The organism is Rhodococcus sp. 14-2496-1d (assembly GCF_002259365.1).
Taxonomy (GTDB): Bacteria; Actinomycetota; Actinomycetes; order Mycobacteriales; family Mycobacteriaceae; genus Rhodococcoides.
This window is the reverse complement of sequence record NZ_NPFV01000029.1, coordinates 468,271-485,959: the sequence shown is the minus strand read 5'-3', so window position 1 is coordinate 485,959 and position 17,689 is coordinate 468,271. Positions and strand designations below refer to the sequence as shown.

Below are 17,689 nucleotides of genomic sequence, written 5' to 3'. Positions count from 1 at the left end.
TGCCGGTCGATCACAACTCGTCGACGGCGCTCTCTGCTGCGTCGGCCCACTCGCGCCACTGCTGCGCCTGTGCGAGCGCACGCTCGGCATCCTTGGTCTTGCCTGCTGCGGTCGCCTTGGCGGCCTGATCCTCGAACTGAGCCACCCGCTCGCGGAACTGGGCGGCGCGGGCGACGGCCTCGGGATCCGAACGACGCCACTGGGCCTCCACCGCGTCGTGGACGGACTTCTCGATCGCCCTCAGCTTGCCCTCGAGTTCCTGCATCTTCTCGCGCGGAACCTTGCCGATGGCATCCCACTTGTCCTGCAGGTCGCGCAGTGCCGAACGGGCGGCATCGAGGTCCTTGCTCGGATCTATGTGTGTCTTGGCCAGCAGGGCTTCCTTGGCCTCGGCGTTGGCCTCGAACTCGGCGTCCCGCTCGGAGGCCGCGGCGTTGCGGGCAGCGAAGAACACGTCCTGTGCGGCCTTGAAGTTCTTCCACAGCGCGTCGTCGGCATCGCGTGGGGCACGGCCGGATGCCTTCCACTCCACCAGCAGATCGCGGAACGCTGCTGCGGTGGGTCCCCAGTCCGTGGACGACGACAAGGCTCTGGCCCGCTCGACCAGTTCTTCCTTGCGAGTCTTGGCCGCACCGCGCTCACGATCGAGATCGGCGAAATGGGCGCCGCGGCGACGGTTGAAGTTCTCCCGTGCCTTGGAGTACCGCTTCCACAGGGCATCGTCGATCTTGCGGTCGACCCCGCGAATCGTCTTCCACTCGTCGAGGATCTCTCGCAGCCGATCGCCCGCATGCTTCCACTGGGTCGATTCGCTACCGATCTGCTCGGCTTCGACGGCGAGGGCTTCCTTGCGCGCGGTGTGCTCGGCGCGTTCGAGCTCCCTTTCGTGTTTGGCCACCGCTGCTGCGGCGTCCGAATGCTCGACGACCGCGTCGAGTCGCCTGGCGAGCAGATCGAGGTCGCCGATCACAGCAGCGGTCGGCAGGCTCTCCAACAACGCGGACGCTGCGGCCTTGGTCTTCTTGGCATCGCCGGTACCGGAGGTCAATCGAGCTTCGAGCAAAGCGACCTCGGTGGCCAGATCGTCGTAGCGCCGACCGAAATGGGCGAGTCCTTCCGCCGCGTCTCCTGCCTGCCAGGACCCGATCTGCCGCTCACCGTCGGCGGTGGTCACCCATGCGGTGCCGTCGTCGTCGACTCTGCCGAACTTGCTGGGGTCGCTCGCAGGCGCGACCGTCGGGATCGCGGTCGGGACGTGGGAGGGGGTCGGGTGGGGCTTGGCACCGGCCGAACCGCCGGGACGAGGAGAGCCGGGACCCGGGCCGCCGGGCCTGGGTCCTCCACCGGGCTTCGGTCCACCGCCGGGCTTGGGTCCACCGCCGGGCTTGGGTCCGCCCTGGTTCGCTGCACCGGGTGCGGTCGCACCGGGGGTCTGGGCGGGTGCATCCGAGGATGCAGCCTCGGGGGTGGTGGGAGTGCCGGCGTTCGGGTCGGTCATTGTTCCTCATCTCTGCCGCGCGTCACGGCTGCCTTCAATCGCGATCTGGACACCATTGAACTAGGTGACGACCGATCGGACCATTGAAACAGCTCAGACGACTCGAGGTGGACTCGTCGGGGCAAGTCGCGCCACCGACTAGCGTGGTGCTCGTGTTTCGTGCCGCGGCCCTGGTGCCCTCTCCACCGTTGCTGGTCCCCGAACTGATGGGCGCGGGGGCGGCCCGGACAGCCGACTTGCGGACTGCCGCCGTCGGCGCGACCGCCCATCTGGCGTCGACGGTCGACCGCTGGATCGCCGTCGGCGTCGACCGCGTGTCGTCCACCTACGGCACGGCCACCGTCGGCACGTTCCGGGGCTTCGGAGTCGACGTGGTGGTGAGCCTGTCCGGCGGCGCAGCGCACTCTGCGGCAGATCCGGACCTGCCGCTGGCGGTTCTGATCGCCGGGTGGCTGCGCGGGGTGGCAGCACCCGACGCTGCGGTCGAGGTCCGCACGATCGCGGCCGATGCGAGCCCCGGGTCGTGCGCCGAGTTCGGCGAGCAGCTGCGCCGAGAGTTCGACGCCTCGGCGGAGACCTGGGGCGTTCTGCTGCTGGCAGACGGGGCGAACACACTGACTCCGAAGGCACCCGGATCGTTCGACGAGCGCGCCGAGGGGGTCCAGCGCAGTATCGACGATGCCCTCGCGAGCGCCGACGTCGATGCATTGGCGGATCTGGATCCGGACCTGTGCGCTTCGCTCGGTGTCGGCGGCAGAGCGGCGTGGCAGGTGCTGGCGGCACTCGCTGGAGCCGATGCGACAACGACGACAGAGCTCTACCGAGGTGCGCCCTTCGGGGTCGGATACTTCGTGGGGACCTGGGCTCGTGACTGACGGGGCTAACGATTCGGCCACGACACCGGTCGCGGTCATCGGGCCGACTGCCACAGGAAAGTCCGATCTGGCTCTCGATCTGGCCGAGGAACTCGGCGGCGAAATCGTCAACATCGACGCGATGCAGCAGTACCGGGGGATGGACATCGGGACCGCGAAAGTGCCCGTCGCGCAGCGGCGCGGGATTGCGCACCACCAACTCGATGTGCTCGAGGTCACCGACATCGCTACCGTCGCCCGCTACCAGGAGGCTGCGGTCGCCGACGTCGAGGACATTCGATCGCGGGGTTCGCGGCCGATCATCGTCGGCGGATCGATGATGTACGTGCAGTCGTTGCTCGACGAGTGGGCGTTTCCGGCCACCGACCCCGTCGTTCGCGCGAAATGGGAAGCCGTCCTCGAGCGCGACGGCGTCGAGGAGATCCATCGCGTGTTGACGGCCGCCGATCCCGAGGCTGCCGCGTCGATCCTGCCCACCGACGGCAGGCGCATGGTCCGAGCGCTCGAGGTGGTGGAGCTGACCGGGCAGCCGTTCGCGGCATCGGCCCCGAAGATCGGTGCACCTCGCTGGGGCACGGTGGTGTTGGGAGTCGACCGCGACACGGCCGAACTGGACGAGCGGATCGCCGAGCGTACTCGGCTGATGTTCGAGACCGGATTGCTCGACGAAGTGGAAGGGCTGCTCGCCCTGGGGCTGCGTGAGGGCGTGACCGCGTCGCGGGCGATCGGGTACGCGCAGGCTCTCGACGTGCTGGCGGGGGACTACGACGTCGAGCACGCACGCGAACGGACGTTCATCGGAACCCGACGCTACGTACGACGCCAGCGATCCTGGTTTCGTCGCGACGAACGCGTCCGGTGGCTCGACGGCACCTCGCCGACGCTGACCTCGGACGCGCTGTCCGCGATCGACCCCTCCTAGCCGTACGCCCGTAGACTCGCGACCATGGAATTCGCCAAAGGCCACGGAACTCAGAACGACTTCGTCGTGCTGCCGGATCCGGCAGCCGAGCTCGAACTCACCAGGTCGGCGGTGTCGGTGTTGTGCGATCGACGCCAGGGCCTCGGTGCCGACGGGATTCTGCGCGTCGCCCGGGCCGGTGTGCTCCGAGATGCAGGCGTACTCGACCGAATGCCGCCGGGTGTCGAGCCCGAGGACTGGTTCATGGACTACCGCAACGGTGACGGCACCATCGCCGAGATGTGCGGCAACGGTGTGCGGGTGTTCGCGCACTACCTGCGGGTGCACGACCTCGAACAACGTGACCAGTTCGTGGTGGGTTCGCGGGCCGGCGCACGCGCTGTGACCGTTCACTCGTTCGACGACACCGACGCCGATGTCACCGTGGCCATGGGGGACGTCACGCTGATGGGCTCGAGCTCGGCGACCCTCGCGGGCGGGACGTACGAGGGCATCGGAATCGACGTCGGCAATCCTCACCTGGCCTGTGTCGACGGTGCGTTGACACGCGCATCCCTCGGCGCGCTCGACTTGTCCCAACCGCCGACACTGGATTCCGAGTTCTTCCCCCACGGTGCGAACGTCGAGATCCTGACCAGGCTCGACGACGGTGCCGTCCAGATGCGTGTGTTCGAACGTGGCGTCGGGGAGACGCGATCCTGTGGCACCGGAACCGTGGCAGCGGCCGCAGCGGCGCTGTCCTACGAGGGCCTCGAGACCGGGGAGGTGAGCGTCGGTGTGCTCGGCGGTCGGGTGCGTGTGAACATCGATCACGTCGGTGCCACTCTGCGCGGACCGTCGGTGTTGCTGGCCCGGGGCGAGATCGACGACCGGTGGCTGAAGGCTCAGTCCTGACGATCGTGCAGGCCTCGGCACCCACGTGGACCGAAACCCGCGTGCATACGCTGGGCTTTTCGTGGATCATGGAGCTCGTATGACGAACTCACATGGAACATCCCCTGCAGGCGAGCCGGTCGACGACGGTCGCGACGACATCGACGGCGCTCCCGAAACCGAATCCGCCTGGACCCGAGAAGAGTCCGACGCGTGGTCGAGACGACTGGCTCGGTCTCCGCTGGGCGACGAGAATTCCCCGTCCTCCGGCGACATGCAGCTCGAAGACCGCACCGCGCTGCGTCGAGTGGCCGGCCTGTCCACCGAGCTCACCGACGTCACCGAGGTCGAGTACCGGCAGCTGCGGCTCGAACGCGTCGTGCTGGTCGGAGTCTGGACCACCGGCACGGCCGCGCAGGCCGAGTCCAGCATGACCGAACTGGCTGCATTGGCCGAGACCGCCGGCTCGGAGGTGCTCGAAGCGCTGATGCAGCGACGCGACAAGCCCGATGCCGCGACGTACATCGGTTCCGGTAAGGCCAAGGAGGTGCGCGACATCGTCCTCGCGACCGGCGCCGACACGGTGATCTGCGACGGTGAACTGACCCCTGCTCAGCTCAATGCGCTGGAGAAGGTCGTCAAGGTCAAGGTCATCGACCGCACCGCGCTGATCCTCGACATCTTCGCCCAGCACGCGACCTCACGAGAAGGCAAGGCGCAGGTCGCGTTCGCGCAGATGGAATACATGTTGCCCAGGCTTCGCGGCTGGGGCGAATCCATGTCGCGGCAGGCCGGTGGACGGGCAGGCAGCAACGGTGGTGTGGGTCTGCGCGGACCGGGTGAGACGAAGATCGAGACCGACCGTCGACGCATCCGTGAGCGGATGGCCAAGCTGCGCCGTGAGATCAAGGGCATGAAGCAGGCCCGCGACACCAAACGCGAACAGCGCCTGAGCGGCACGGTGCCGTCGATCGCTATCGTGGGCTACACCAACGCAGGCAAGTCGAGTCTGCTCAATGCGCTGACCGGATCCGGTGTGTTGGTTCAGAACGCTCTGTTCGCCACCCTCGATCCCACCACGCGCAAGTCGACGCTCGAGGACGGTCGCGAGATCGTGCTGACCGACACGGTCGGCTTCGTTCGGCATCTTCCGACTCAGTTGGTCGAGGCGTTCCGCTCGACGCTCGAGGAGGTCACCGATGCAGATCTGCTGCTGCACGTGGTCGACGGTTCGGATCCTCTTCCGATCGATCAGATCAAGGCCGTGCGTGAGGTGATCACCGAGGTGGTTCGCGAGCAGGACGCGAAGATGCCGCCGGAGTTGTTGGTGGTCAACAAGATCGACGCTGCCGATCCGGTTCAACTGACTCAGCTGCGCGGGCTGCTCGACGGCGCTCGATTCGTCTCGGCCAAGACCGGCGAGGGAATCGACGCTCTGCGAGATCATCTGGCCGAGATCCTGTCCGAGCCGGACGTGTTGGTCGATGTTCTCGTGCCCTACACCCGTGGTGATCTGGTCGCGCGAATCCACACCGACGGCCGGATCGTGAAGACGGCCCACGAGGAAGAGGGCACGCGTGTGGAAGCTCGTGTGCCGCAATCGCTTGCGGCGGCGCTCGTCGAATTCACGGCGATCGTGCCCAGCGTCTGACCTCGGTGGTGGGACCACGGCTGGTGGCCCGCGGTGCTGTCGTGGCTGTCGTGGCCTCGGCCGCCGCATTCGGGGGAGTCGCCTCGGGTGCACCGATCGAGACCGAAACCTATTGTGGTCCAACCGATCCTGGACTCGCGGAGTTGTCGGGGCTGACCTCGATCGACGGCGTCCTCTACGCGATCGGAGACAGCGGAGCCGATGATCGGGTCGCCGAACTCGATGCGAACTGCGCGGTCGCGCGATGGATCGACGTGCCCGTCGACCCGTACGACGTCGAGGACCTGACGTCGTACGACGGCTCGCTGTGGTTGGCGGACATCGGCGACAATCGGATGCGCCGCGACACAGTGGCATTGACGCGAATGGACCCGGCCTCGGGCGCGGGCGAATTGTACCGATTGACCTACCCCGACGGCGCGCACGACGCCGAGACGATACTGATCGAGCCCGGTGGTAGGCCGGTGATCGTGACAAAGGATCTCTCGGGCGTGAGCGGGGTGTACGTACCCGCCGCCGACCAATCGGTCGCAGATCTGTCCAGCCCTGGCCCGACGCCGATGCGCAAGGTCGGGAATCTGGCGTTCACGGCGACCGACACTGTCGGTGGGCCGCCGTTCGTGGTCGGATCGATACTGGCGACCGGGGGAGCGGTGAGCGCCGACGGTGCCGTGGCCGCAGTGCGCACCTACACCGACTCCTACCTGTTCCGCGTGCCGGACGGGGACATCGCGTCGGCGTTGGTCGATCCGACAGCGCCTCGCGCCGTGGTGCCGTTGCCCGACCAGCCGCAGGGCGAGGCATCGGTCTTCACCGACGACGGTTCCTTGCTCATCGCATCCGAGGCCGGATTCGGATCCGCGGAGGCCACGCTTCCGCCGATCCTGAGGGTCCCCGACGCGGTCGATCTCGAGATGTCTGCCCCCGAACCTGCTGCTGTGGAGCCGGTATCGCCGACCGTCGTTCCCGAGCAGTCGGCACAGACGCCGACAGCGACGGAGTCGGAATGGACATTCCGAGCGGCCGTCGCTGCCGGTGTGGTGCTGATCGCCGGAGCGGTGGGATTCACCGTCCGGCGATCGATGCGTGCTCGCTAGGAGCTTGGCCAAACAGTCTGGTCAGGCATCCAAGTCCGCTTCGACGAGGGCGACCACCTTGTCGTGTGCTGCCTGGTCGTCGCTGCTGACGGTGACCTCGGTGCCCTTGGTGGCACCGAGCGTCATGATCATCAGGGCCGAACCTGCGTCCACGGGCTCGGAGTCGGCCACTGCGAGGGTGACGTCCACGCCGGCTTCGGCGACGGCGTCGGCGATCAGTGCTGCGGGTCGAGCGTGCAGACCGATCGAGGATCCGACGGCGACTGTGGTGCTGGGCATGTGGTGCTCCTTCGTAGTGGGGTTGTTGCGATCGTAGCGAGTGTCAGACGGTGGCGAGTGCCGGATCGAGCTCGGCCTCGGTCGGGGCGTTCTTGCCCTTGACGAACTGCTTGGCCGAGACGACCAGGAACGCCGAGACGATGGTGCCGACGGCCAGAGACACGATGAACCACAGGATGTTTCCGATGGCGAAGAACACGAAGATTCCGCCGTGGGGAGCGCTGAGGGTGACGTCGAAGGCCATGATCATGGCACCGGTGACTGCGCCGCCGGCCATCATCGAGGGGATGACGCGGAACGGGTCGGCCGCGGCGAACGGAATGGCACCCTCGGAGATGAATGCTGCTCCGAGGAACCAGGCTGCCTTGCCGTTCTCACGCTCGGCTTCGGTGAACAGACGCGAGCGAACGGTCGAGGCCAGTGCCATGGCCAGCGGCGGCACCATACCTGCGGCCATGACTGCTGCCATGATGCGCAGTGATGCGGTGTCGGTGACCGACAGGCCTGCGGTTGCGAATGCGTAGGCAGCCTTGTTGACCGGTCCGCCGAGGTCGAAGCACATCATCAGGCCGAGAATGATGCCGAGGATGATGACCGAGGAGCCGCTGAGACCGTTGAGCCAGTCGGTCAGTCCGCTGGTGATCGCGGCGAGCGGCTTGCCGAGCAGCAGGAACATGATCGCGCCGACGATGAGGGTGGCGAACAGCGGGATGATGACGACGGGCATCAGGCCACGCAGTACCGCGGGGATTTTCCATTTGCTGATCCACAGTGCGACGAAGCCGGCGATGAGACCACCGACGAGGCCGCCGATGAAGCCTGCGCCGACGAGAACGGCCACCGCACCGGCGGTGAAGCCTGGTGCGAGTCCCGGCCTGTCGGCGATGGCGTAGGAGATGTAGCCGGCCAGTGCGGGCACCAGGAAGCTGAAGGACAGTGCGCCGATCTGGAAGAGCACGGCACCGAGGTAGGCGGCGATTCCGCCTTCGGGGAGGGAGGTGATGGAGTTGTTGACGACGATGTCCTCGGCAACTCCGGAGATCTCGTATCCGCCGAGCAGGAAGCCGAGGGCGATCAGCAGACCGCCGGCGGCGACGAACGGAATCATGTAGCTGACGCCGGTCAAGAGAATCTGGCGGATGCGGGTGCCCCAGCCGAGTTCGCCTGCGGATTCGGTGGAGCCTGCGGCCACTGCGGTACCGCCGACGCGGGCTGCGTCCGGGTTCAGCGCAGCGCGAAGGGCTTCGGTGAGCATGACGTCGGGCTCGTTGATGGCGCGCTTGACGCCCGAGGAGATGACGGGCTTACCGGCGAACCTCTCCCTACCCTTGACGCCCACATCGGTGGCGAAGATGACTGCTTCGGCTCCGGCGATGATCGAGGGGTCCAGCGGCGTGCTGCCGCTCGAGCCCTGGGTCTCGACGTGAACGGTGACTCCGGCACGCTCGCCCGCTGCGACGAGTGAATCGGCAGCCATGTAGGTGTGCGCAATTCCGGTGGGGCAGGCGGTGACTGCGACGATGTGCTTCGGGGCAGTGGTCTCGGCCGGGGTGGCGGCCGCGCTGTGCTTGGCAGTCGACACGGGAGCTGCGGCCGGGGCCGTCACGGCCGGCTTGGCGGCGGGGTTGATGACCCCGTCGACGAGGGTGACGATCTCGGCAGCCGAGGACGCGTTGCGCAGGGAGGTGACGAATTCCGGCTTCACCAGTGCGCGCGCCAGGCTCGAGAGCAGCTTCATGTGGGCCGAACCGGCACCGGCAGGAGCGGCGATGAGGAACACCAGGTCCGCGGGGCCGTCGGGGGCACCGAAGTCGACCTTAGGGTTCAGGCGGGCGAATCCGAGAGAGGCCGAGGTGACCGCTTCGGAGCGGCAGTGCGGGATGGCGATGCCGCCGGGCAGGCCGGTTGCCGACTGCGCCTCGCGTGCCAGAGCGGCGTCGCGCAGGGCATCGGTTTCGGTTGCGCGACCCGCGGTAGCCAGAACGCCTGCGAGGCGTTCGATGACGGCTTCCTTGGACTCGCCGAGATCGGCGTCGAGGAGGATCAGATCCTCGGCGATGATCTGCTGATCTTCGGTGGGGGTGGACATTGCAGGCTCCTAGAGACGGTTCGAAGAAGGGGAGAGCGTGGACGGAGTGACGGAGGTGGGGATGTCGAGCGCACGGACCGTCACCGAATTCGGGTGGGTCTGCTCGGGCAGGGGAAGCGTGGTGCCTGGAAGCGCGGTCGCTGCCGTTCCGTAGGCGACGGCGCGGCGGAGTTTGTCTGCATCGGAACAGTTCTCGGCGTCGGCGAGGATGTAGCCGGCGAGCGAGGAATCGCCTGCGCCGACCGTGCTGACCGCGGTGATCGGGGGCGGGCTGGCGTACCAGGAACCGTCCTCGGTGACCAGTACGGCTCCGGCACTGCCGAGAGTGGCAAGTACCGCGCCGACGCCTCGGCCGAGAAGGATCGTGCTGGCTGCGATGGCAGCCGTCGGATCACCCTGCGCCGCTGCGCTTTCCAGCTCTTCGGAATCGTACCCGGTGAGTTGGGCGAGTTCCTCGGAATTGGGTTTGATCAGATCGGGTGCCGACTCCGGGAAGGCAGCGGCGAGAGCGAGCAACGGCTCGTCGGAGGTGTCCACCGCGACTTTCGCCGACGTGGCACGCAGGGCAGTGACGAGCTCGGCATACCAGTCGACGGGGAGGCCCGGCGGGAGCGAACCGGAGAGAACCACCCATTCGGCATCGACTGCGAGAGCGAGTATCCGCTCCCGCAGCTCCGCACGGGTCCGCTCCGACACCGTGGCACCGGGCTCGTTGATCTTGGTGGTGGTGCCACCGACTTCGCTCACCGTGATGTTGGTCCGCGCCGGACCCGACGTCGGAACCGCGGAATACCGCACTCCCTTCGCGGCCATCGCGTCGAGCAGGGGGTCTCCGACGTTGGCCGGGAGAACTGCCAACGCCCCGACTCCCGATCCGCCGAGAACGCGAGCGACGTTGACGCCCTTGCCTCCTGGGTCGATGGCCGACGTCGATGCCCGGTGGACGCCGCCACGGACGAGCGGCGTGTCGAGTGTGACCGTCCGGTCCATGCTCGGGTTGGCCGTGAGTGTGACCATCATGCGATCACCACCTCGATTCCTTTGTCGCTGAGATTCTTTCGGTCATTTATCGAGATGTCGCTATCGGTGACGATGACATCGATGGAGCCCACTCGGGCGAAGCTGACCAGATGCTCGCGGCCGATCTTCGAGGAATCCGCCAGCACCACGACATGATTGGCTGCCTCGACCATTGCACGCTTGACGGCTGCCTCGTCGCTGTCGGGAGTGGACAGTCCGTGCCCGACGCTGATGGCATTGGTGCCGATGAACGCGACGTCCACCCGGAGCCATTCGAGGGCGCTCAGCGCTTCGTCGCCGACTGCCGCCTGGGTGGTCCCGCGTACCCGCCCGCCGAGTAGTCGAAGGTTGACATTCGACATCGTCGCGGCGCGCGCGGCGATCGGGACCGAGTTGGTCACCAACGTCAGTTCGCGATCGTGAGGAAGCAAACCGGCGAGTCGACCGGTTGTGGTGCCGGCATCGAACACGGCGCTGCCTCCGACGGGAGGGAGGAAGGACAGGGCGGCGGCCGCGATCGCGTCCTTCTGATCGGCCCGGGTGAACTCTCGTTCCGAGACGCCCGGTTCGAGTGTGGTCAGTGCCGATGCGGGCACTGCGCCACCGTGTACGCGGCGCACGACACCCATTCGATCGAGGGTGGCGAGATCACGGCGCACGGTTTCCGTTGTGACGCCGTAGGTGGCGGAGAGATCGTTGACGGAGACGCGGCCCTGGGTGCTGATGAGTTCGGCTATGGAGTGCTGTCGTTCTTCTGCGTACACCTGCGTCTCCTTCCTCGTTGATGTTGCTTTATGTTGTTTTACGCCCGTGTGTGTTGACATGTCAAGGGTTTGGAGTAATCTCGGTCACAACACAAGCGACTGATGGCCCCCACCACAGCTCGCCGGACAGTACGAAGACCTTTGTTCACGCAGGATCCGAGGAGGACCACATGACGGGATCGGTTAGCACCGCTTCGACCGGACACAGAGACACGACAGTCGATGCAGCCGGAACCGGAGCAGCGCAGACCACGCTGCACGGCACGCCGGTCGTGCCCGGCGTGGGATACGGCCGCGTGATCCGCCCCGGTGCCCGTCCCGCCATCCCTGCCGATACCGGCGAGGTGGCCGAGGCGGATCGAGATGCCGAGAAGGACGTCTTCGACGCCGCAGCGAACGCCGTCGCCGCTCGACTGCGCGGTCGCGCGGAGCTGGCGACCGGAGCTGCCTCGGAAGTCCTGTCGGCCAACGCCGCGATGGCAACGGACCGCGGCTGGCTGGGAGCCGCGCGCTCCTCGATCGCCAAGGGCAGTTCGGCCGTCACCGCGACAGCGGCGGCGACGGACAAGTTCGCCGCGATGTTCACCCAGCTCGGCGGACTGATGGCAGAGCGCGTGACCGACCTGCGCGACATCCGTGATCGCGTCATCGCCGAGATCCTCGGCGTTCCGGAGCCCGGTGTTCCGGTGCCGGACGAACCGTCCGTGCTGTTCGCCGACGACCTGGCACCCGCCGACACCGCCGGCCTCGACCCCGCGCTGATCGTGGGTCTGGCCACCTCGCTGGGCGGTCCGACCAGCCACACCGCGATCATCGCGCGTCAGTTGGGCATTCCGTGCATCGTCGCCGTGGCAGGCCTCGACGACATCGCCGCGGGTACGAACGCATCGGTGGACGGCACCAGCGGCCGGATCGAACTCGAACCCGATGCCGAGTCGGCCCGCGCCGCCGTCGTCTCCGCCCGCGACGAGCTCGACCGGGTGTCCCAGTGGGTCGGTCCCGGTACCACCGCCGACGGCCACGCGGTCGACATTCTCGCCAACGTCCAGGACGGTGCCGGTGCTCGCGCGGCGCGATCCAGTGCAGCGGACGGCGTCGGACTGTTCCGTACCGAACTGTGCTTCCTCGACCGCGACTCCGAACCCACCGTCGACGAGCAGGCCGAGATCTACGCCCAGGTACTCGACGCGTTCGCGGGCAAGAAGGTCGTCGTACGGACGCTCGACGCAGGCTCGGACAAGCCGCTTCGGTTCGCCACGCATCCCGACGAGGCAAACCCGGCCCTCGGCATTCGCGGAATCCGCATCGCCGAGGCCGACCGCGGGATTCTGTACCGGCAGCTCGACGGCATCGCGGCAGCCGCGAAGGCGACCGACTCCTCCCCGTGGGTGATGGCTCCGATGATCGCAACCGCGTTGGAGGCGAAGGATTTCGCCGCCGACGTCCGTGAACGAGGACTCACCCCCGGCGTCATGATCGAGGTACCCGCAGCCGCGCTGCTCGCCGAACACATCCTCGAGCACGTCGACTTCCTGTCCATCGGCACCAACGACTTGGCGCAGTACACGATGGCCGCCGACCGCATGTCCGCTCAGCTCGCAGGCCTGACCGATCCGTGGCAGCCGGCGGTACTGGCACTGGTCGCCCACACCGCTGCCGCGGGAGCCAAGGCAGGCAAGCCGGTCGGGGTCTGCGGCGAGGCCGCTGCCGATCCGCTCCTGGCCTGTGTGTTGGTCGGCCTCGGCATCACCTCTCTGTCCGCTGCATCGGCTGCCGTCGCGCACGTGGGTTCGAAGTTGGCGACGGTCACGCTCGACCAGTGCAAGGAAGCGGCCGCCGCAGCCCTGAAAACGGACAGCACCGCCGCCGCCCGCGAGGCAGTGAGCGCGATCCTCGGCTGATCCAATAGTGTTGCCTTCCATCATGAGAACTCTGGGTTGGACGCTGCACGGAAACGGAAAGACCGTCGAGGCCGGGGCGGTGGTCTCACCCGACGAACGATTGACGTGGCCACGCACCATCGGTATCGGAATGCAGCACGTCGTCGCGATGTTCGGTGCGACACTGCTGGTTCCGACGATCACCGGATTTCCGGTATCGACGACGCTGCTGTTCTCGGGCATAGGAACGGCACTCTTCCTCGTCATCACTCGAGGGCGCGTTCCCAGCTACCTGGGTTCGTCCTTCGCTTTCCTGGCCCCGCTCGGCGCCACCCAAGCGAACGGACCCGCCGCCCAACTCGGAGCGGTCCTGTGTGTCGGCCTCGTACTGGCCGCCGTCGGCTTCGTGGTGAAGTTCGCGGGCCAACGGGTACTCGACGCGGCCATGCCGCCCGTCGTGACCGGTGCCGTCGTCGTGCTCATCGGGCTGAACCTGGCACCGGCCGCCACCACGTCGTTCGAGGCACAGCCGCTGATCGCAGCCGTCACCCTGATCGCGATTCTGCTGGCGACGGCGCTCGGACCCGGCTTGATCGGGCGACTCGGAATTCTGCTCGGTGTCGTCGTGGGTTGGGTGTTCGCCGCCGTCACCGGGGGCATCGCGCAACCGCGTCTCGACGCACTGAGCGCGGCGAGCTGGATCGGTCTGCCCGAGTTCCGCGGTCCGTCCTTCGAGCTGTCGGTGATCCTCGTGGCGCTGCCGGTGGTGATCGTCCTCGTCGCCGAGAACGTGGGACACGTCAAAGCCGTCGCCGCGATGACCGGCAAGAACCTCGACGACGTGGCCGGTGACGCATTGATCGCCGACGGGCTGGCGACCACACTCGCCGGAGCAGGCGGCGGTTCGGGAACCACCACCTACGCGGAGAACATCGGTGTCATGGCCGCCACCCGCGTGTACTCGACCGCGGCGTACTGGGTCGCATCGATCACGGCGATGGTGCTCGCGTTCTCGCCCAAGTTCGGTGCGCTGATCTTCACCGTCCCCGACGGAGTCATCGGCGGCGCAACTCTGGTGCTGTACGGCCTGATCGGGCTTCTCGGCGTACGCATCTGGACCGACGCGAAGGTCGACTTCACCGACCCGGTCAATCTCATCGTCGTTGCTGCGGCGCTGGTCGCCGGAATCGGTGACCTGACACTGTCCGTCGGATCGGTCGAACTCGGCGGTATCGCCTGGGGTTCGGTGGGCATCCTGCTGGGGTACCCGATCGTCTCGGCGCTCGCCAGGAGTGCAGGCACCCGAGGTCGTTAGCGGGGTCGGTCACGGATCGCGCGCGTTTTGGTCATCGACCGCCCCGACGCCGCGGACGTAGTGTTTCCCTGTGACGTCAGTCGTACCGGCGATCGAGATTCGTAGAGATTTCGCGTGGTCGCTGCCGGTATGCACCGAACAAGGAGACATTCGTGGAACGCACACTTTTCGAGCCCGAGCACGAGCTGTTCCGGGAGTCGTACCGGAAATTTCTCGATCAGCACGTAGCGCCGAACCACGCGAAGTGGGAAGAGCAGAACATCGTCGATCGCGACGTCTGGGTCGAGGCCGGTAAGCAGGGCTTCCTCGGAACGGCAGCGCCCGAGGAATTCGGCGGCGGCGGAGTCAAGGACTTCCGCTACAACGCCATCGTCACCGAGGAAACCACCCGCGGCGGATACAGCGGTATCGGTTTCACCCTGCACAACGACGTCGTCGCGCCGTACCTGATCGATCTTGCGAACGACGAGCAGAAGGCGCGCTGGCTTCCCGGATTCTGCTCCGGCGAACTGATCACCGCGATCGCGATGACCGAGCCGGGAACCGGAAGCGACCTGCAGGGAATCAAGACCAAGGCCGTACGTGACGGTGACGACTGGGTGCTCAACGGCTCGAAGACGTTCATCACCAACGGAATCAACGCCGACCTGATCGTCGTCGTGGCCTGCACCGACCCCGAGAAGGGCGCGCAGGGCTTCAGCCTGCTGGTCGTCGAACGCGACATGCCCGGATTCGAGCGAGGCCGCAACCTCGACAAGATCGGCATGAAGGCCCAGGACACCGCCGAACTCAGCTTCACCGACGTTCGCGTGCCCGCCGCCAACCTGCTGGGCGAGGAAGGCATGGGCTTCATCTACCTCATGCAGAATCTGCCGCAGGAACGCCTGTCGATCGCCGTCGTCGCGGCCGCGGCAATGGAATCGGCACTGGACATGACGATCCAGTACTGCCGCGACCGCAAGGCCTTCGGAAAGTCGATCGGCAAGTTCCAGAACACGCGCTTCGTGTTGGCGGAACTGGCCACCGAAACCACCGCCACCCGCATCATGGTGGACAAGTTCATCGAACTGCTCAACGCAGACAAGTTGACTGTGCAAGAAGCCGCCATGGCGAAGTGGTGGACCACCGAGAATCAGGTCAAACTGATCGACCGGTGCCTGCAGCTGCACGGCGGCTACGGCTACATGAAGGAATACCCGATCGCCAAGGCGTACATGGATTCCCGTGTACAGACCATCTACGGCGGCACCACCGAGATCATGAAGGAGATCATCGGCCGCGGATTGAATCTGTGATCCGCTGATCCGAGACACGCGAAGGGCCGCAGCACTCCTGTGCTGCGGCCCTTCGCGTGTCACCTCGGTGACGATCCCTACAGCTTGCGCATCACGGTGACGACCTTGCCGAGGATCGCGGCGTTGTTGCCCGGGATCGGCTCGAACAGCGGGTTGTGCGGCAGCAGCCACACCTCGCCCTTGGACCGCTTGAACGTCTTGACGGTGGCCTCGCCGTCGATCATCGCAGCGACGATGTCGCCGTTGTCGGCCACGGACTGCTGACGAACCACCACCCAGTCACCGTCGCAGATGGCCGCGTCGATCATCGATTCACCGACCACCTTGAGCAGGAACAGCGAACCCTGTCCGACCAGCTCGCGGGGGAGCGGGAAGACGTCCTCGACGGCTTCCTCGGCCAGAATCGGACCGCCTGCAGCGATCCGGCCCAGTACCGGCACGAATGTCGGGGTAGGCAACCGATCCTGCTCCTCGGACGCCTGCGATCCGTCGACCGCGGCGGCTGCCTGATCGGCCTGCACCTCGTCGAGACCGCGGACGTCGACCGCGCGGGGCCGGTTGGCGTCGCGCCGGAGGAAACCCTTGCGTTCGAGCGTACGGAGCTGGTGAGCGACGGAGGAGGTCGATGTCAGGCCGACCGCGTCACCGATCTCTCGAATGCTCGGTGGGTAGCCGCGCTCGGTCACCGAAGCTCGAATGACCTCGAGTACCTTCCGTTGCCGCTCCGTCAGACCCGCGCTGATGTCGGTGCCGACTTCCATGGCCTTGGATGTCGGTTCCGCGGCAGGCTTACCCGCTGCGGCCTTCGGTGCGGTGGCCCTGGCTCCGGTCGCCTTGGAACCGGTGGTCGTGGAAAGCGTGGTCGACCTCGTCGAGGTCTCGTCCTTCATGCTGTCGGCCTCCTGCTGGTGTCCTGGATCCGGTCTGCGTGGTAGGTCTGCGCGGACTGGAGTTGATGGTGTCGACTCGTGTGGCGTGTGGTTTCTGACACGAATCTAGCGTGTATCAGCTGTTGAATCAAACATCTGTTCGACTCGTGTCGCGTTTTCTGCAGACTTTGTCGGAGGCTCGTGATAGAACTTCGAACAAGCGTCCATCGAACGCCTGATCGAACAATCGATCCAACGAGCGAAGTCGAGGTTCCGATGACCATCATCACCGATCGCCCCACCGCCGCCGGTGTCCGCGCCCGATCCACTGCCGTCGAGCGCCGCCGCCGGGCGCGTCCCGTTCTGCAGAGTCCCATCGGAACGCACGGTGTCACGGGACCCCGCACACAGAGTTCACCGTGCCTCCCGGTCCTCGATTCGTCGTGGACCGATGTCACCGATCGCGAGCAGGCCGATCGCGAGTTCGACGCGACCTCGGCGCACTTTGCCGGCCAGCCGGTTCGGATGCGTTCGATCGTGCTGACGGTGTTGGCGGTCCTGGTGGTGGCGGGCGGGCTGATCGGCATCGCGAACCTGCGGGCCGTCGCCCCCGATGCCGGCGCGCAACCGGCGGGTGTGGTCGAGGTGCACGACGGAGCTGTCGTCGAGTACACGCCCGGCAGATGACCACCGGCACCGTCGGGTTCGAGGAGACTGAGTATCCTCGACAGACTGCCCCGATGTGCGTGCTCGTCGTCGGAGCATCGGCTACGACGGAGGATCCCTCATGCATTGCCCGTTCTGCAGGCATCCCGACTCACGCGTGGTCGACTCGCGTGAGATGGACGAGGGGCAAGCAATCCGGCGTCGTCGCTCCTGCCCGGAGTGCGGTCGCCGATTCACCACGGTCGAGGCCGCAGTGCTGGCCGTCGTGAAACGCAGTGGTGTCACCGAGCCGTTCAGCCGAGAGAAGGTCGTCAAGGGAGTCCGTCGCGCCTGCCAGGGCAGAGATGTCGACAACGACGCGCTGAACCTACTGGCACAACAGGTCGAGGACGCCATCCGTGCAGCGGGATCCGCGGAGATCCCCAGCAACGAAGTGGGCTTGGCCATTCTCGGTCCACTCCGCGACCTGGACGAAGTGGCCTACCTGCGCTTCGCTTCCGTCTACCGCTCGTTCAGCTCGGCAGAAGACTTCGAGAAGGAAATCCACGAACTGCGCAAGCACCGCGAGTCCGCAGACATCGACTGACAGGCCCGCC

16 protein-coding genes are annotated in these 17,689 nt (G+C 66.6%); 10 read left to right on the top strand and 6 right to left on the bottom strand.

Annotated elements, in window-relative coordinates; translation table 11 throughout:
* Positions 1-10: 10 nt before the first annotated feature.
* Complete coding sequence (locus CH296_RS23595; RefSeq protein WP_094685829.1) at positions 11-1,498, bottom strand: DUF349 domain-containing protein; 1,488 nt, start codon at positions 1,496-1,498, stop codon at positions 11-13.
* 152 nt (positions 1,499-1,650) lie between these two features.
* Between CH296_RS23595 and CH296_RS23590 the strand changes: the two genes are divergently transcribed.
* The 5 genes from CH296_RS23590 to CH296_RS23570 all read left to right on the top strand — a co-directional run bounded on the left by CH296_RS23590 (position 1,651) and on the right by CH296_RS23570 (position 6,916).
* Positions 1,651-2,373, top strand: a complete 723-nt coding sequence (locus CH296_RS23590) for a class III extradiol dioxygenase subunit B-like domain-containing protein (protein WP_179277802.1) — start codon at positions 1,651-1,653, stop codon at positions 2,371-2,373.
* Positions 2,366-3,295, top strand: a complete 930-nt coding sequence (gene miaA, locus CH296_RS23585; protein WP_094685828.1) for a tRNA (adenosine(37)-N6)-dimethylallyltransferase MiaA — start codon at positions 2,366-2,368, stop codon at positions 3,293-3,295. The genes CH296_RS23590 and miaA overlap by 8 nt, the downstream gene beginning before the upstream one ends.
* 24 nt (positions 3,296-3,319) lie before the next feature.
* On the top strand, positions 3,320-4,189 hold the full coding sequence (gene dapF, locus CH296_RS23580; protein ID WP_094630083.1) for a diaminopimelate epimerase: 870 nt from the start codon (positions 3,320-3,322) through the stop codon (positions 4,187-4,189).
* A 79-nt stretch (positions 4,190-4,268) separates the two neighbouring features.
* The gene (gene hflX / locus CH296_RS23575; RefSeq protein WP_256980554.1) at positions 4,269-5,819 is read left to right on the top strand and encodes a GTPase HflX; all 1,551 of its coding nucleotides are present in this window, start codon (positions 4,269-4,271) and stop codon (positions 5,817-5,819) included.
* 41 nt (positions 5,820-5,860) lie between these two features.
* On the top strand, positions 5,861-6,916 hold the full coding sequence (locus CH296_RS23570) for a hypothetical protein (protein ID WP_256980553.1): 1,056 nt from the start codon (positions 5,861-5,863) through the stop codon (positions 6,914-6,916).
* A 21-nt stretch (positions 6,917-6,937) separates the two neighbouring features.
* Here CH296_RS23570 and CH296_RS23565 read toward each other — a convergent pair whose 3' ends face one another.
* The 4 genes from CH296_RS23565 to CH296_RS23550 are packed head-to-tail and all read right to left on the bottom strand — an operon-like array spanning position 6,938 to position 11,068.
* Positions 6,938-7,195 (bottom strand): HPr family phosphocarrier protein, encoded by a 258-nt coding sequence (locus CH296_RS23565; RefSeq protein WP_032397893.1) that lies wholly within the window; start codon positions 7,193-7,195, stop codon positions 6,938-6,940.
* A gap of 43 nt (positions 7,196-7,238) precedes the next feature.
* Positions 7,239-9,284, bottom strand: a complete 2,046-nt coding sequence (locus tag CH296_RS23560) for a fructose-specific PTS transporter subunit EIIC (protein ID WP_094685827.1) — start codon at positions 9,282-9,284, stop codon at positions 7,239-7,241.
* Between the two features lie 9 nt (positions 9,285-9,293).
* Positions 9,294-10,304, bottom strand: a complete 1,011-nt coding sequence (locus CH296_RS23555; RefSeq protein ID WP_032397895.1) for a 1-phosphofructokinase family hexose kinase — start codon at positions 10,302-10,304, stop codon at positions 9,294-9,296.
* On the bottom strand, positions 10,301-11,068 hold the full coding sequence (locus tag CH296_RS23550) for a DeoR/GlpR family DNA-binding transcription regulator (RefSeq protein ID WP_032397896.1): 768 nt from the start codon (positions 11,066-11,068) through the stop codon (positions 10,301-10,303). Before CH296_RS23550 ends, CH296_RS23555 begins: the two co-directional genes overlap by 4 nt.
* A gap of 170 nt (positions 11,069-11,238) precedes the next feature.
* On the opposite strand from CH296_RS23550, the gene ptsP reads away from it, so the two are divergent.
* From ptsP to CH296_RS23535, 3 genes are all read left to right on the top strand, one after another.
* Positions 11,239-12,969, top strand: coding sequence for a phosphoenolpyruvate--protein phosphotransferase (ptsP, locus tag CH296_RS23545; protein ID WP_032397897.1), 1,731 nt, complete (start codon positions 11,239-11,241; stop codon positions 12,967-12,969).
* 22 nt (positions 12,970-12,991) lie between these two features.
* Positions 12,992-14,263: a uracil-xanthine permease family protein gene (locus tag CH296_RS23540; protein ID WP_179275522.1), complete on the top strand. Its 1,272-nt coding sequence runs from the start codon at positions 12,992-12,994 to the stop codon at positions 14,261-14,263.
* Positions 14,264-14,415: 152 nt separating this feature from the next.
* A complete protein-coding gene (locus CH296_RS23535; protein WP_094685826.1) occupies positions 14,416-15,558 on the top strand; it encodes an acyl-CoA dehydrogenase family protein in 1,143 nt (380 codons plus the stop codon).
* Positions 15,559-15,635: 77 nt separating this feature from the next.
* Here CH296_RS23535 and lexA read toward each other — a convergent pair whose 3' ends face one another.
* Positions 15,636-16,319 carry a transcriptional repressor LexA gene (gene lexA / locus CH296_RS23530; RefSeq protein ID WP_032398406.1) on the bottom strand — a complete coding sequence of 228 codons (684 nt, stop codon included), beginning with the start codon at positions 16,317-16,319 and terminating at the stop codon, positions 15,636-15,638.
* A gap of 384 nt (positions 16,320-16,703) precedes the next feature.
* Here lexA and CH296_RS23525 point away from each other — a divergent pair, with 384 nt between their 5' ends.
* Positions 16,704-17,114, top strand: coding sequence for a hypothetical protein (locus CH296_RS23525; protein WP_094630082.1), 411 nt, complete (start codon positions 16,704-16,706; stop codon positions 17,112-17,114).
* Positions 17,115-17,214: 100 nt separating this feature from the next.
* Positions 17,215-17,679: a transcriptional regulator NrdR gene (nrdR, locus tag CH296_RS23520; RefSeq protein ID WP_008716872.1), complete on the top strand. Its 465-nt coding sequence runs from the start codon at positions 17,215-17,217 to the stop codon at positions 17,677-17,679.
* The last annotated feature ends 10 nt before the right edge of the window (positions 17,680-17,689 follow it).